General features: G+C 66.0%; 13 protein-coding genes. 11 read left to right on the forward strand and 2 right to left on the reverse strand.

Annotated elements, in window-relative coordinates; genetic code table 11:
- Positions 1 to 123 precede the first annotated feature (123 nt).
- The 3 genes from AC1DDH_RS15390 to AC1DDH_RS15400 are packed head-to-tail and all read left to right on the forward strand — an operon-like array spanning position 124 to position 3,774.
- On the forward strand, positions 124 to 1,053 hold the full coding sequence (locus tag AC1DDH_RS15390) for an ABC transporter permease (protein ID WP_230007109.1): 930 nt from the start codon (positions 124 to 126) through the stop codon (positions 1,051 to 1,053).
- Positions 1,043 to 2,041, forward strand: coding sequence for an ABC transporter permease (locus AC1DDH_RS15395; RefSeq protein WP_230007110.1), 999 nt, complete (start codon positions 1,043 to 1,045; stop codon positions 2,039 to 2,041). The genes AC1DDH_RS15390 and AC1DDH_RS15395 overlap by 11 nt, the downstream gene beginning before the upstream one ends.
- A gap of 11 nt (positions 2,042 to 2,052) precedes the next feature.
- Positions 2,053 to 3,774 (forward strand): ABC transporter ATP-binding protein, encoded by a 1,722-nt coding sequence (locus tag AC1DDH_RS15400; RefSeq protein ID WP_223913888.1) that lies wholly within the window; start codon positions 2,053 to 2,055, stop codon positions 3,772 to 3,774.
- Positions 3,775 to 4,051: 277 nt separating this feature from the next.
- On the opposite strand, the gene AC1DDH_RS15405 is transcribed toward AC1DDH_RS15400, so the two are convergent.
- Entirely contained in the window at positions 4,052 to 4,984 is a 933-nt protein-coding gene (locus AC1DDH_RS15405) for an SGNH/GDSL hydrolase family protein (protein ID WP_476873781.1), read from the reverse strand.
- A 282-nt stretch (positions 4,985 to 5,266) separates the two neighbouring features.
- Between AC1DDH_RS15405 and typA the strand changes: the two genes are divergently transcribed.
- From typA to AC1DDH_RS15420, 3 genes are all read left to right on the forward strand, one after another.
- On the forward strand, positions 5,267 to 7,195 hold the full coding sequence (typA, locus tag AC1DDH_RS15410; protein ID WP_079550304.1) for a translational GTPase TypA: 1,929 nt from the start codon (positions 5,267 to 5,269) through the stop codon (positions 7,193 to 7,195).
- 27 nt (positions 7,196 to 7,222) lie between these two features.
- Positions 7,223 to 7,609 carry a hypothetical protein gene (locus tag AC1DDH_RS15415; protein WP_476955762.1) on the forward strand — a complete coding sequence of 129 codons (387 nt, stop codon included), beginning with the start codon at positions 7,223 to 7,225 and terminating at the stop codon, positions 7,607 to 7,609.
- Between the two features lie 228 nt (positions 7,610 to 7,837).
- Positions 7,838 to 8,647, forward strand: a complete 810-nt coding sequence (locus AC1DDH_RS15420) for a type IV toxin-antitoxin system AbiEi family antitoxin domain-containing protein (RefSeq protein ID WP_476858929.1) — start codon at positions 7,838 to 7,840, stop codon at positions 8,645 to 8,647.
- A gap of 556 nt (positions 8,648 to 9,203) precedes the next feature.
- Here AC1DDH_RS15420 and AC1DDH_RS15425 read toward each other — a convergent pair.
- On the reverse strand, positions 9,204 to 9,452 hold the full coding sequence (locus tag AC1DDH_RS15425) for a putative acetyltransferase (protein ID WP_476955763.1): 249 nt from the start codon (positions 9,450 to 9,452) through the stop codon (positions 9,204 to 9,206).
- A gap of 150 nt (positions 9,453 to 9,602) precedes the next feature.
- Here AC1DDH_RS15425 and fdxA point away from each other — a divergent pair, with 150 nt between their 5' ends.
- The 5 genes from fdxA (at position 9,603) to AC1DDH_RS15450 (ending at position 14,111) form a co-directional block, all read left to right on the forward strand.
- A complete protein-coding gene (gene fdxA, locus AC1DDH_RS15430) occupies positions 9,603 to 9,929 on the forward strand; it encodes a ferredoxin (RefSeq protein ID WP_028275689.1) in 327 nt (108 codons plus the stop codon).
- A 12-nt stretch (positions 9,930 to 9,941) separates the two neighbouring features.
- Positions 9,942 to 11,090 (forward strand): succinyldiaminopimelate transaminase, encoded by a 1,149-nt coding sequence (gene dapC, locus AC1DDH_RS15435; protein WP_476855762.1) that lies wholly within the window; start codon positions 9,942 to 9,944, stop codon positions 11,088 to 11,090.
- A 228-nt stretch (positions 11,091 to 11,318) separates the two neighbouring features.
- A complete protein-coding gene (locus tag AC1DDH_RS15440) occupies positions 11,319 to 12,602 on the forward strand; it encodes a citrate synthase (RefSeq protein ID WP_028275687.1) in 1,284 nt (427 codons plus the stop codon).
- Positions 12,603 to 12,780: 178 nt separating this feature from the next.
- Entirely contained in the window at positions 12,781 to 13,452 is a 672-nt protein-coding gene (locus AC1DDH_RS15445) for a TetR/AcrR family transcriptional regulator (protein ID WP_476955764.1), read from the forward strand.
- 47 nt (positions 13,453 to 13,499) lie between these two features.
- A complete protein-coding gene (locus tag AC1DDH_RS15450; RefSeq protein WP_028275685.1) occupies positions 13,500 to 14,111 on the forward strand; it encodes a hypothetical protein in 612 nt (203 codons plus the stop codon).
- Positions 14,112 to 14,189: the final 78 nt, after the last annotated feature.

The following is a 14,189-nucleotide window of genomic DNA, read 5'->3' on the forward strand; positions in this document are numbered from 1 at the left end:
TTCGCAGCCCTGCCGCCGTGAGCAAACCGGCGCCGGCCTGCATCCATAGTGAAAAGGTTCTTTGATGAACAACTCCGCCGCATCCCTGGACAGGATGCCTGCCAACGAGGGTGTGACTCGCTGATGTCGACATACATCCTCAAGCGTTTCCTGCAACTGATTCCCGTCTTCCTGGGCGCAACACTGCTGGTCTATTTCCTGGTCTTCAGCCTGCCCGGTGACCCCATCGTGGCCCTGTTCGGCGACAAGCCGGTGAACGAGGCGGTCGCAGCCAAGCTGCGCATGCAGTACCACCTGGACCAGCCGTTCTGGATGCAATACCTGCTTTACCTCAAGAGCATCTTCACGTTCGACCTCGGCCAGGACTTCTCCGGACGCCCCATCGCCGCCGTGCTCGGCGAGGTCTTCCCCGTCACGGCGCGGCTGGCCATCATGGCGCTGATCTTCGAGGCCTTTTTCGGCATCATCTTCGGCCTCATCGCCGGCCTGCGCAAGGGCAAGCTCTTTGACGCCACGGTCCTGATCTTTTCGCTGATCGTAATCGGCATCCCGATCTTCGTCCTCGGCTTCCTGCTGCAGTTCACCATCGGAGTCCAGCTCGGCTGGGCCAAACCGACCGTCAGCTCTGCGGCGACCATCCCGGACCTCATCCTGCCGGCGATCGTGCTGGGACTGGGATCGTTCGCCTACGTCCTGCGCCTGACCCGCACGTCCGTCATCGAAAACATGAACGCCGACTATGTGCGCACCGCCACCGCCAAGGGCCTCTCCCGGTTCCAGGTGGTCCGCGTCCACATCCTGCGCAACTCCCTGATTCCCGTCATTACCTTCCTGGGCGCCGACCTCGGTGCCTTGATGGGCGGGGCAATCGTCACGGAAGGAATCTTCAACGTTCCGGGCGTAGGCAACCGGCTCTACCGGGCCGTGTTGTCCGGCGAAGGGCCCACGGTGGTCTCGATCGTCACCGTCCTGGTGCTGATCTACTGCCTCTCCAACCTGCTCGTTGACCTGCTTTACGGCTGGCTTGACCCGAGGATCCGTTATGACTCCTGATAACACCACCACCACCGCACGGCACGCCGATTCGCGCCGCCCGGCCCGCCGGACCGTGCACTTCGTGGCCGATGTCTCCGAGACTCCGCTCCAGGTAACGGACCGGGTCAAGGACGAAGCCGCACCGCTAAGCCTGTGGGGTGAGGCCTGGAAGAACCTGCGCAAGCAGCCGCTCTTCATCATCTCCGTGTTCCTGATCCTCGTGGTCGTGGCGGTGTCGCTCTTCCCGGGGCTCTTCTCGCCGATCGACCCGACCTCGGAGGCCTGCCAGCTGGCCAACTCCGACGCCGGCCCCGCCGCGGGCCACCCGCTGGGCTTCACCCAGTTGGGCTGCGACGTCTACGCCCGCGTTATCTTCGGTACGCGGTCCTCGGTGACCGTGGGCCTGTTGACCACCATCGGCGTGCTGCTGATCGGTGGCATCATGGGTGCCGTCGCCGGCTATTACGGCGGCTGGATCGACTCGGTCCTGGCCCGCATCAATGACATCTTCTTCGCCCTTCCCCTGATCCTGGGCGCGATCGTGCTGATGCAGCTGCCGATGTTCCGGGCTAACAAGACCGTGTGGACGCTGGTGCTCATCCTGATCATCTTCGGCTGGCCGCAGATTGCCCGCATCACCCGCGGCGCCGTCGTTGAGGTCCGGAACGCCGACTTCGTCACGGCCGCCCGGTCGCTGGGCGTCTCGAAGTTCGGCGCCCTCATGCGCCACGTCCTGCCGAACTCGCTGGCTCCGATCATCGTCGTGGCCACCATCTCCCTGGGAACGTTCATCGTGGCCGAGTCCACGCTGTCCTTCCTCGGCATCGGGCTGCCGGCCAGCGTCATGTCCTGGGGCAATGACATCGACGCGGCGAAGGCTTCCCTCCGGTCCAACCCGATGCCACTGATCTACCCGGCCATCGCGCTGTCCATCACCGTCCTGAGCTTCATCATGCTGGGCGATGCCCTGCGTGATGCCCTCGATCCCAAAGCCCGCAAGCGATGAAAGGGGACACCATGAGCGCCTCTGTTGACTTCCAGGAAGCTGAGTACGCCACTGAGCGCCCGCTGCTTGAAATCAAGGACCTGGCCATCGGGTTCACCACCAGCAACGGCGAGGTCAACGCCGTCCGCAACGCCCACCTCACCGTCATGCCGGGCGAAACCGTCGCGATTGTGGGCGAGTCGGGCTCCGGCAAGTCCACCACCGCGCTGGCTGCTATCGGCCTGCTCCCGGGCAACGGGCGGGTCGCGGCAGGCCAGATCCTGTTCGATGGCGAGGACATCTCCAACGCCAGCGAAAAGCGGATGATCGAACTGCGCGGCAACAGCATCGGCATGGTCCCGCAGGACCCGATGTCCAACCTGAACCCGGTGTGGAAGATCGGCGACCAGGTCCGCGAGACGCTGAAGGCCAACGGACTCCCGAGCGGCCCCGACGACGTCGCCAAGGTCCTTTCCCAGGCCGGGCTGCCCGACGCCGGAAGCCGCGCCAAGCAGTACCCCCACGAGTTCTCCGGCGGCATGCGCCAGCGCGCGCTGATCGCGATCGGGCTCGCCTGCCAGCCGCGCCTGCTCATCGCGGACGAGCCGACCTCGGCGCTCGACGTGACCGTGCAGCGCCAGATCCTCGATCACCTGGACAAGATGACCACGGAACTGGGCACCGCGGTGCTGCTGATCACGCACGACCTCGGCCTCGCCGCCGAGCGTGCCGATCAGGTGGTGGTCATGTACCGCGGCCAGGTAGTCGAATCCGGACCCTCGCTGGAGCTGCTGCAGAACCCGCAGCACCCGTACACCCAGCGGCTGGTCGCCTCGGCGCCGTCGCTGGCGTCCCGGCGCATCCAGGCGGCCAAGGAACTCGGTGTGGAAACCGACGACATGCTCGCCCCGAGCGAGACCGGCGTGGTTGAGCCGGCCAAGTCCGACGACGTCCTGCAGATCCAGAACCTCAGGAAGGTCTTCAAGCTGCGTTCTGGCCTGGGCAAGTCCACGGACTTCACCGCCGTCGACGACATCTCCTTCAACGTCAAGCGGGGAACCACGACGGCGATCGTGGGGGAGTCGGGTTCCGGCAAGTCCACGGTGGCGCAGATGGTCCTGAACCTCCTGACGCCGACCTCCGGCAAGATCATCTTCGACGGCGTGGACACCTCCACGCTGAACAGCAAGGAGCTCTTCGCCTTCAGGCGCCGGGTACAGCCGATCTTCCAGGACCCGTACGGTTCCCTGGACCCGATGTACAACATCTTCCGGACCATCGAGGAACCGCTGCGGACCCACAAGATCGGGGACAAGGCCAGCCGCGAGAAGAAGGTCCGGGAACTGCTGGACCAGGTGGCGCTGCCGCAGTCCACCATGCAGCGGTACCCCAACGAGCTCTCCGGCGGCCAGCGCCAGCGGGTCGCGATCGCCCGCGCCCTGGCCCTGGACCCCGAAGTGATCATCTGCGACGAGGCCGTCTCCGCACTGGATGTGCTGGTGCAGGCGCAGGTGCTGAACCTGCTCGCCGAACTGCAGTCCAGGCTCGGCCTGACCTACCTGTTCATCACCCACGACCTCGCGGTGGTCCGGCAGATCGCCGACCGCGTGTGCGTCATGGAGAAGGGCAAGCTGGTGGAAACAGGCTCGACGGACGACGTCTTCGAGTCGCCGCAGCAGGACTACACCCGGGCGCTGCTCAACGCCATCCCCGGAGCCGGCCTCATGCTGCCGCCGGAAATGGACGTGGCCTGAGCGGCCGTTTCCTGAGGGCTTGAAGAAGTCCGCCGCCAGCAGCGCTTAGCAGCTGGCAGTACAGGAGCCGGTGTCCTCCCTTCGGGGCGGACACCGGCTCCTTTGTTGTGCTGCGGCCCGTGCGCTGGCGGTGCCTGCGCCGGTGGCCCGTGCGCCGGCGGTGCCCACGCCGGTGGCCCGGCGCTGGCGGTGTGCCCACGCCGGTGGCCAGGCGCTGGCGGTGCCTGCGCCGGTGGCCCGGCGCTGGCGGTGCCTGCGCCGGTGGGACAAGCCTGCGTTAGTGGGATAAGCCGGCGAGCATGCCGGGGTCGGCGTAGTCAAACCCCAGGGACTGCAGCCGCTGGCCGAAAACGGCGCCCAGGGCCGCGTGGCCCTGCCGGTTCAGGTGGACCCGGTCCGCCATCGAGCCCGTCAGGTTGTACCGGGTGAGCCAGTCGCCTGCGCTGACGAACGACAGCCCGTGATGGTCCGCCACCCGCCCCAAAAGCGCGTCCACCTCGCTCCGGCGTCCTCCGCCGTAGTGGGCGCCGCGCCCGAGTGTGCCGACCATGAGTATCCGGGCAGCGGGGTAACGCTGCTGGATGCTGGCGATCAGCCGTTCCGCGTTGGAGACGATCTGCGCGTCGGAGGCGCCGCGTGCGGCATCGTTCCCGCCGCCTTCGATCACCACGAGGGGAGGAGTGCCGTACGGGAGTTTCCAGTCGCCGCGCTGAAGCGCGTCGATGTAGTTGCCGGTCTTGCCGTTGGACGCCACGAAACCGGTGCCGCCCCGGCCACAGAAGAAGACTTTGTACCCAGCAGCGGCCAGACCCTGCCTGGGCCAGCCGTAGGAAGGTTCCGATTGCGAGTCGCCAATCAGCACGGCGACATTGCTGGTGTCCTTGACGATGATCTCGTTGCGGCCGTTGGCAGGATTGCGGTAGGTCGAGCCGCTCGGCAGTGCGGCGGGGTCGATGGTGGACCCGATGCGCGTCTTGGCCGCGGACCCGGCCGCGACCGGGACTCCGGCGCCAACGGCCGCTCCGGCCCCGCTGCCGGTCAGTGGCGTGCCCACAGCTCCCAACTCTGATGATCCAGCGTCGGAAGAGCCCACTTCGGAAGAGCCCGCGTCGGGCGCAGGTGAATAAGAGGTCTGTCCGCAGCCGCCAAGAACCACGCCGGTGGCGATCATCATTGCGACGAAGCGGGACAGGGCCGAGGCGTTTCGCATGAATGTCTCCGGGCTTGCTTGCTGCTATCAGAGCAATGATGGTGCATGGGCGCTGGAAAATCCAGTGACTTTACTCACACGTGATAGACCATTTCCGTGCGCCCGTCCTGCTCTGGCGACAGCGCGGACGCTGGTCACCGATCCGCATTTTAGGCCAATAAATGACCTAGCGTTTAGAATGGTAGTAGGTGCCCTGTGCCAAAGGGACTTATCTGTCGTGCGTTCCGGTTGGAAATGTCGCGATACCACAGCTGACTTCACCACTGAATCGAGCAATAACGCATGTCTGAAACCACCACCAACACCGCGGTAGCCACTGCATCGCGCAGTGACCTGCGCAACGTCGCGATCGTGGCCCACGTTGACCACGGCAAGACCACGCTGGTCGACGCCATGCTCAAGCAGACCAACTCCTTTGCCGAGCACAACCACCTCGAAGACCGCGTCATGGACTCCGGTGACCTGGAGCGCGAAAAGGGCATCACCATCCTGGCGAAGAACACCACGGTGGCCTACAACGGACCGTCCTCCAACGGCGAAACCATCACCATCAACGTCATCGACACCCCCGGCCACGCCGACTTCGGTGGCGAGGTGGAGCGCGGCCTGTCCATGGTCGACGGCGTCGTCCTCCTCGTCGATGCCTCTGAGGGCCCGCTGCCCCAGACCCGCTTCGTGCTGCGTAAGGCCCTCGCCGCGCACCTGCCGGTGATCCTCCTGGTCAACAAGACCGACCGCCCCGACGCGCGGATCGAAGAAGTTGTCCACGAATCCATGGACCTGCTCCTGGGCCTGGCCTCCGACCTCGCCGACGAAGTTCCGGACCTCGACCTGGACAAGATCCTGAACGTGCCGGTTGTTTACGCCGCCGCCAAGGTCGGCCGCGCCTCCCTCGAGCAGCCCGCCGACGGCAGCGCCCCGGAAAACGAAGACCTCGAGCCGCTCTTCCGGGCCATCATCGAGCACATCCCGGCCCCGACCTACAACCCGAACGGTGTCCTGCAGGCACACGTCACCAACCTGGACGCCTCACCGTTCCTGGGCCGCCTGGCGCTGCTGCGCATCTACAACGGCACCCTGCGCAAGGGCCAGACCGTGGCCTGGGCACGCGCCAATGGCGAGCTCAAGAACGTCAAGATCACCGAACTTCTCGCGACCAAGGCACTGGACCGCGTCCCGGCTGAGTCCGCTGGCCCGGGCGAGATCGTCGCCGTCGCCGGCATCGAGGAGATCACCATCGGTGAGACCCTGACCGACGCCGAGAACCCGCAGCCGCTGCCGCTGATCACTGTTGACGACCCGGCCATCTCCATGACCATCGGTATCAACACCTCCCCGCTGGCCGGCAAGGTCAAGGGCGCCAAGGTCACGGCCCGCCAGGTCAAGGACCGCCTCGACAAGGAACTGATCGGTAACGTCTCCATCAAGGTTCTCCCCACCGAGCGTCCCGACGCCTGGGAAGTCCAGGGCCGTGGCGAGCTTGCACTGGCCATCCTGGTCGAGCAGATGCGCCGCGAAGGCTTTGAGCTGACCGTCGGCAAGCCGCAGGTGGTTACCAAGACCGTCGACGGCAAGGTCCACGAGCCGATGGAACACATGACCATCGACGTGCCCGAAGAGTACCTCGGCGCCGTCACCCAGCTGATGGCAGCCCGCAAGGGCCGCATGACCAACATGGCCAACCACGGCACCGGCTGGTGCCGCATGGAGTTCATCGTTCCGGCCCGCGGCCTGATCGGGTTCCGCACGAAGTTCCTCACGGACACCCGCGGCGCCGGCATCGCCGCCTCCATCTCCGAAGGCTACGAGCCGTGGGCCGGCCCCATCGAGTACCGCACCAACGGTTCGATGATCGCCGACCGCGCCGGTGTTGTGACCCCGTTCGCCATGATCAACCTGCAGGAACGCGGATCCTTCTTCGTCAAGCCCACCTCCGAGGTGTACGAGGGCATGATCGTGGGCGAGAACTCCCGCGCCGACGACATGGACGTGAACATCACGAAGGAAAAGAAGCTCACCAACATGCGTGCAGCTTCCTCGGACACCTTCGAGAACCTGACGCCCCCGCGCGACCTGACCCTTGAAGAGTCCCTCGAATTCGCCCGCGAAGACGAGTGCGTTGAGGTTACCCCGGATTCAATCCGTATCCGCAAGGTCATCCTGGACACCAACGAGCGTGCCAAGGCCAACCGCGCCCGCGCCAAGGTCTGATCCCGGTCTCCGGGCTTCAGCCACAACGTGATTAAGAGAGCTGCCGGTACGGCAGGCGGCATTGCCGCCGCCGTGCCGGCAGCTCTTTTTGTTGCCCTGGCCGGCACCGCCCTGCATCGCCACGATCTGGTCCTGGGCGGAGTGGACGTCCCGTGGGGCGCCGTCGCTGCGCTCGTGCTGCTGGGCTCGGTCCAGCTGTGGCTGGGGGCGGCATTCCGTTCTGTCGTCCCGACGGCGGCTTGCGGAGTCCTCTGCTACGCGCTGATTGGCTGGTGGTCCACCCTGGAAACGGGCAAGCGCCCGGTCATCGGCGACGCCGCGGGCAATATCTGGGTCTTCGGCATCGCAGGCATCACCGTGGCCATGCTGGCCTGGTGCCGGCGCTACAGGAGGCCGACCGGCCAGGACCGGTGACGACGGGCCAGGACCGGACCGCCCTGCCCGGCTCCCCTCGGGACATGCCCATTTTTCGGTCGCTCGAGTGGGCACAATGGCATTATGTCCGGCCCCCGGGTTGGTGCGCGGGACATGCCCCCCTCATGGTCGGACCTGTCCGGCACCGCCCCCATCCGGCCGGTGCAGTTTTCCACATAGTGCGGGATCCGACTTCCAGGGCGCAGAGTGCGGCTCCACCATGGGTGAATGGCCAACATCATTGAGGTGCTCTCGAATTACGACGGCGTCGCCCGCGCCAAATACATTGCCGCCGCGGGGGTCTCCGATTTTCAGCTCAAGTCCGCGATGGCCTCGGGAGCCGTGTCACGGGTGGCCCGCGGCGTCTATGCGTTGCCCGGTGCAGACGCGCAGCTGATCGCCATACGCTCGCTTCCGGCGGAACCGGCGTGCATCACCGCGGCGCACTTCAGCGGGCTGTGGGTCCTTGAAGCCCCGGCCCAGCCGCACGTTGCCCTCACCCACAGCAGGAGCTACCAGGGCTTCGTGTGCCACCGGGCGCCCGCCCCGCCGACACTCCTGGACACGGTCATCCAATGCTTGCGCTGCCTACCCGAACCTCACGGGCTGATCATCGCCGAATCCGCCGTCGTGCTGAAGGGACTCCCGCTGGGTTCATTGCGTCGGCGCCTCGATGGCCGGAACGACACCCGGGAGCGCCGGATCGTGTCGGAGATTGTCCCGCAGTCGCAGTCGCTCATTGAGTGCCTGGCCCGGTTCCTGCTGCGGCGGGCCGGCTTCCATGTTGAATCGCAGGTCAACGTTCCAGGGATGGGACACCTGGACCTGATGGTCGACGGCCGTCTCGGCATCGAGACTGACGGGGCGGGATTCCACATGGACAGGGCAAGCTTCGAGGAAGACCGGCGGCGTTGGAACGTCACCACGCGACGTGGAATCCCGACTCTTGTTGTGACGTACCCGCTGCTGAGGGACCACCCCGAGGATTTCATCGCTATGGTCCGCGAAGCCTTGAACAGGCTATCTGCCGCCGCCTAGAGTCAGACTCCACGTCCGGCTTCGTGTGCCCTTGCGATGCGGTTCGGCACTGTGGTCCTGCACTCTGATCCTGCACCGCGCCCAGCCACCGCTGAAATTGTCCCGCGCTCTTTCGATGCACCACTGGACATGGCCCGTGCTCTTTAGATGCACCACTGGGCATGTCCCTTGTTCTGTTGGTTTACCGCTGGACATGTCCCTTGTTCCGTCGATTCACCACTGGACATGTCCCGCGCTGGCTGGCGGCGATGAGCACGGCGCCGAAATGTGCATCTCCAGCAGCAAGGGGAGTGCATGTCCATTGATGACCGGGGGCGGGGCTGGACATGTGCGTGGTTGGCCAGGTGGGGAGGGCATGTCCATTGGTGGCCGGAGGTGGGGCTGGGCATGTGCGTGGTTGGCCAGGTGGGGAGGGCATGTCCATTGGTGGCCGGGTGTGGGGCTGGACATGTGCGTGGTTGGCCAGCAGGGGAGGGCATGTCCAGTTGTCAGGTGGGGCGGAGGGCATATCCCCTCGGCGCAACCACCACCGACGCGCCCACCCCGGAACCGCCCGTCAGGGCTCCTGCACCCGCGCGGCGCGGCGCGGCGGGGGCGGCGGGACTTCCTTGGCTGCCACGACAAGGGGGAGGGCAATGACGACGTCGGAGCGGCGGGTGCGGACGGTGCATACGCCGTCGGCGCGATCCACGAGCTCGCCGAGGGCATCCGTCAGGCCGCCGTCGATCCTGTACCGGACCACAACGCGGGTGCCGAGCGGGGCGGCGGAGAGAAACTGCTGGGGCAAGGGCAAAGGCGAGCTCATCAGATCATCGTAAGACGCGGAGCATGTGTGACGTCCGGCTAGGTTCGCGGGAACAGGCTGGGAGATAATAGGCTCAGAAGTCAGCAGCCCGGCTCAGGGCCTGGAAATCATCCGGCCGGTCGCCGGAACCAACGTGGAGAGGCCAGGGACGTGACGTACGTAATCGCGCAGCCGTGTGTAGATGTCAAAGACAAGGCATGTATTGAGGAGTGCCCCGTCGATTGCATTTACGAGGGTGAGCGTTCCCTGTACATCCACCCCGACGAGTGCGTGGACTGCGGTGCCTGTGAGCCGGTCTGCCCCGTGGAGGCGATCTACTACGAGGACGACACCCCCGAAGAATGGGCCGACTACTACAAGGCCAACGTCGAGTTCTTCGACGAACTCGGGTCCCCGGGCGGCGCCGCGAAGGTTGGGAACACCCACACCGACCACCCCATGATCGCCGCCCTGCCGCCGCAGAACCAAGAGAACTAGGACGGCGCTACGGTGACATCCGCGGTGCGCACCTTCGGCCTGAGCCTGCCCGATTACCCGTGGGAGGCCATGGCGCCGTATCTCGCCACGGCAGCCCGGCACCCGGCAGGAGCCGTCAACCTTTCCATCGGAACCCCGGTGGACGCGACGCCGGCCCTCATCCAGGACGCACTGCGCGCCGCCGCGGACGCCCCCGGCTATCCCACGGTGCACGGGACGCCGGCCCTGCGGGAAGCCATCGCCGGCTGGTTTGCGCGCCGGCGCGGCGTCCCCGGGCTCGACCCGCAGAATGTGATGCCAACGGTGGGTTCCAAGGAACTCGTCGCGTGGCTGCCGTTCCTGCTCGGCCTGAAGCCGGGCGACGTCGTCGTCCGGCCCACGGTTGCGTACCCCACCTATGACATCGGGGCCACCTTCGCCGGTGCGGAGCAGGTCGCCGCGGACGACCTCGACGAGCTCGACGCCGGCACCCGGGCCCGCGTGCGCCTGGTCTGGGTCAATTCACCGGCCAACCCCACCGGCAGCGTCCGCGACATCGCGTCGCTGCGGCGGATCGTCCGGCAGGCCCGCGAGCTCGGCGCCGTCGTCGCGTCCGATGAATGCTACGCCGAGCTCGGCTGGGGGGAGTGGGACCTCCAGCGTGGCGGCGCCCCCGTCCCGAGCGTCCTGGATCCGCAGGTCGCAGAAGGCTCCCACGATGGCCTGCTCGCCGTCTATTCGCTGAGCAAACAGTCCAACGTGGCCGGTTACCGCGCGGCATTTGTCGCCGGCGATCCGGTGATCATGGCGAACCTGGTCAACAGCCGCAAGCACGCCGGGATGATTGTGCCCTATCCGGTCCAGGAAGCCATGCGCGTGGCCCTCGGCGACGACGCCCACGTCCAGGCCCAGAAGGACCTGTACCGGGGCCGTCGGGAACGGATCGTGCCCGCGCTCAAAGGTTTCGGCCTGACAATCCATGAATCGAGGGCGGGCCTTTATCTATGGGCCACCGCCGGCGAGGCGACGTGGGACACCGTGGGCCGGCTCGCGGACCGCGGAATCGTCGTTGGCCCCGGGGTCTTCTACGGCGACGCCGGCAACGGGTTCATCCGGGTGGCGCTGACCGCCAGCGACGAAAGGATCGACGCCGCCGTCTCGCGGCTTGACCCGGAAGCGTAACAATGCTGTGACGCGTGCCACATGTGGCGTGTTTTTGGCGTTTTACGGCCCCCCCGGATTAGTGCCACCCGCGAAGTGAAGGTACTTTTTAACTGACGATCAATGGTGGCTTTCCACAAGAAGGCAGCGCAGCCTTTGGAAATCCTGTCCGCACAGGATCCGCGGGCAGCTTCACCAGATGTTGGACCAGCTTTCGACAGAGGCCCCGATGCCTCATGAGGAGACTCCATGACTGAAACCACCAGCGCAACCCTGCGCCATGCCGGCGGCGAACTCGAACTCCCGCGCATCAAGGTTGTAGAAGGGAACGAAGGCTACGACGTTTCCAAGCTGCTGAAGCAGACCGGCGCCGTCGCCTTCGACCCCGGTTTCATGAACACCGCGGCCACCACCTCGGCCATCACCTACATCGATGGTGACGCCGGCATCCTGCGCTACCGCGGCTACCCGATCGAGCAGCTGGCCCAGCACTCGAGCTTCCTGGAAGTCTCCTACCTGCTGATCTACGGCAACCTGCCGACCCCCACCGAGCTGGAGTCCTTCGACCAGCGGATCCGCCACCACACCCTGCTGCACGAGGAGCTCAAGGGCTTCTTCAGCGGCTTCCCCCGTGACGCCCACCCGATGCCGGTGCTGTCCTCGGCCGTGTCGGCGCTGTCGACGTTCTACCAGGACTCGCTGGATCCGTTCAACGCCGAGCAGGTGGAGGTGTCCACCATCCGCCTCATGGCCAAGATGCCGGTCATCGCCGCCTACGCCCACAAGAAGTCGATCGGGCAGCCCATGCTGTACCCGGACAACTCGATGAACCTGGTGGAGAACTTCCTGCGCCTGAGCTTTGGCCTGCCGGCCGAGCAGTACGAGGTGGACCCGGTCATCGCCAAGGCCCTGGATCTGCTCCTGATCCTGCACGCCGACCACGAGCAGAACTGTTCAACGTCGACCGTCCGCCTGGTAGGTTCCTCGAACGCGAACCTGTTCGCCTCCGTCTCCGCGGGCATCAACGCCCTCTTCGGCCCCGCCCACGGCGGTGCCAACGAGGCCGTCCTGAAGATGCTGCGCCAGATCCAGGCCGACGGCATCAAGCCCGAGGACTACATGGAGAAGGTCAAGAACAAGGAAGACGGCGTCCGCCTCATGGGCTTCGGGCACCGCGTCTACAAGAACTACGACCCGCGCGCCAAGATCATCAAGGCCACGGCCCACGAGGTCCTGAGCAAACTCGGCGGAAACGACGAGCTCCTCGACATCGCCATGCGCCTTGAAGAGAAAGCCCTGGGCGATGACTACTTCATCCAGCGCAAGCTCTACCCCAACGTGGACTTCTACACCGGCCTGATCTACAAGGCCATGGGTTTCCCGGAGAAGATGTTCACCGTGCTGTTCGCCATCGGGCGCCTGCCGGGCTGGATCGCCCAGTGGCGCGAGATGATCAGCGACCCCAATACGAAGATCGGCCGCCCGCGCCAGCTCTACGTCGGCGAACCGGAACGCAACTACCCGTCGCTGTAGCCCGCCCGCCGGCCACGGCGCGCGATAGACAGTACGACGCCGGCCGCGCACCTTTTGCTGAGGTGCGCGGCCGGCGTCGTACTTATGGGGGCACTGTGTCGCTGTGACCCGCGCCACGTCCCCGCCGGGACCGGTGTGGCCCGGGGCGGCCGCGGCACGTACGTGCTAAAAAAGACCAGTGCCTAAATTTGTCGACGCCGTCATCCGGCGCCAGGAAATAGTTGACGCAGTCTTCAGGATCATCGCAACGGATGGCCTCGAGCGGGCCTCGCTGCGGGAAGTTGCCGATGAAGCGCAGCTGGCCGTCGGCTCGGTGCGGCACTACTTCGCCAGCAGCGACGAGCTGTTGACCCACGCGTTCGCCGTGGTGGTGGACCGAATCGTCGGCCGCCTCACCGACGCGGACTCCCGGCTGGGCGATGCGCCGCCGGTTTCAGGGGAGCAGCATGCGGCCGTCCTGGCGCTGCTGGGTGAGTTTCTTCCGCTGGACGAGGAACGGGCGGTTGATGCCTGCGTCTGGATGGCCTTCAAGAATGCCGCCCGGACAAGGCCGTTCCTGGCCGCCGAGGCCGACCGCAGCCACCGGGCGGTGGCCGCCGTCGTGGGCGGGCTCATCCTGGGCCTGGCCGAGGCCGAAGGCGCTGACGCCGACCACGCGGCCGGCCTCGACCAGCAGGTGCTCGTCACCGAAGCGGAACTGCTGCTGGCAGTCCTGGACGGCCTGACGATGCACGCCCTCCTGCAGCCCGAGTGGATGACGGCCGTGATGTGCAAGGATGTGCTCGAAGCCCACCTGGCGGGCCTGAACCGACGGCTGGCGGCCGGGCAGCCAGCCGTTAACGCCTCATAACAACAGGAATAGACTGAGATCGTACGTCTTGCCAAGGAGGCAATTGGATGCACCACACCGGCGGACCAGGCTGGCGGATCACGATGGATACTTCTGGTCCCATGCTCATTGCCCTCTACGTTCGTGACGCCGCCGGCTTGGACACCGCGGGACACCCGGCGCTCTGCCATGCGGCACCGAAGATCCGCGCCTCGGACCACTCCCACCTGATCGCAGAGGTTGGCGGCCCGGCTGCGCTCAAGACCGAATGGGAGGCCTGGTGGGAACAGCTGCTGAAAGACCACCCGGAAATGTCCCCCGAGCTCTCCCCTCCGGGCTTCCGTGCGTTCAGCAATTCGCCGGCCCTCCGGCGCGTGCTGCAGGCCCACTTCGGGGCCGCTTTGACGTGGGCCCGGGAACGCCTCGCCGAATACGGAACCCTCGAGGCGGAGCGCGAAGCCAACGGCAACAACGAGCTGCTGGCCGACATGGTGGAGGACCGCCTGCTTGACGTGGGACGGGCTTCAAAGGATTTCGGCCTGACGATCATCGAGCTCCCGCTTGCGGAGCCGCGGGCCTGGTATCTCGAGCCCGATAAAATCATCATGAGCCACGAGCTGTTGTCCCAGCCGGAGCTGTTCCGCAGCTACGTGCAGCCGGTGGTCGATCTCCTCGTCTGAGCCCGCCCGGTGACGGCTGACCCCGCTGGCAACTGACCCGCTGGTAACTGACCCCGCTGGCAACTGACCCCGCTGCCA

This window comes from Arthrobacter sp. 10T425, from assembly GCF_056393985.1.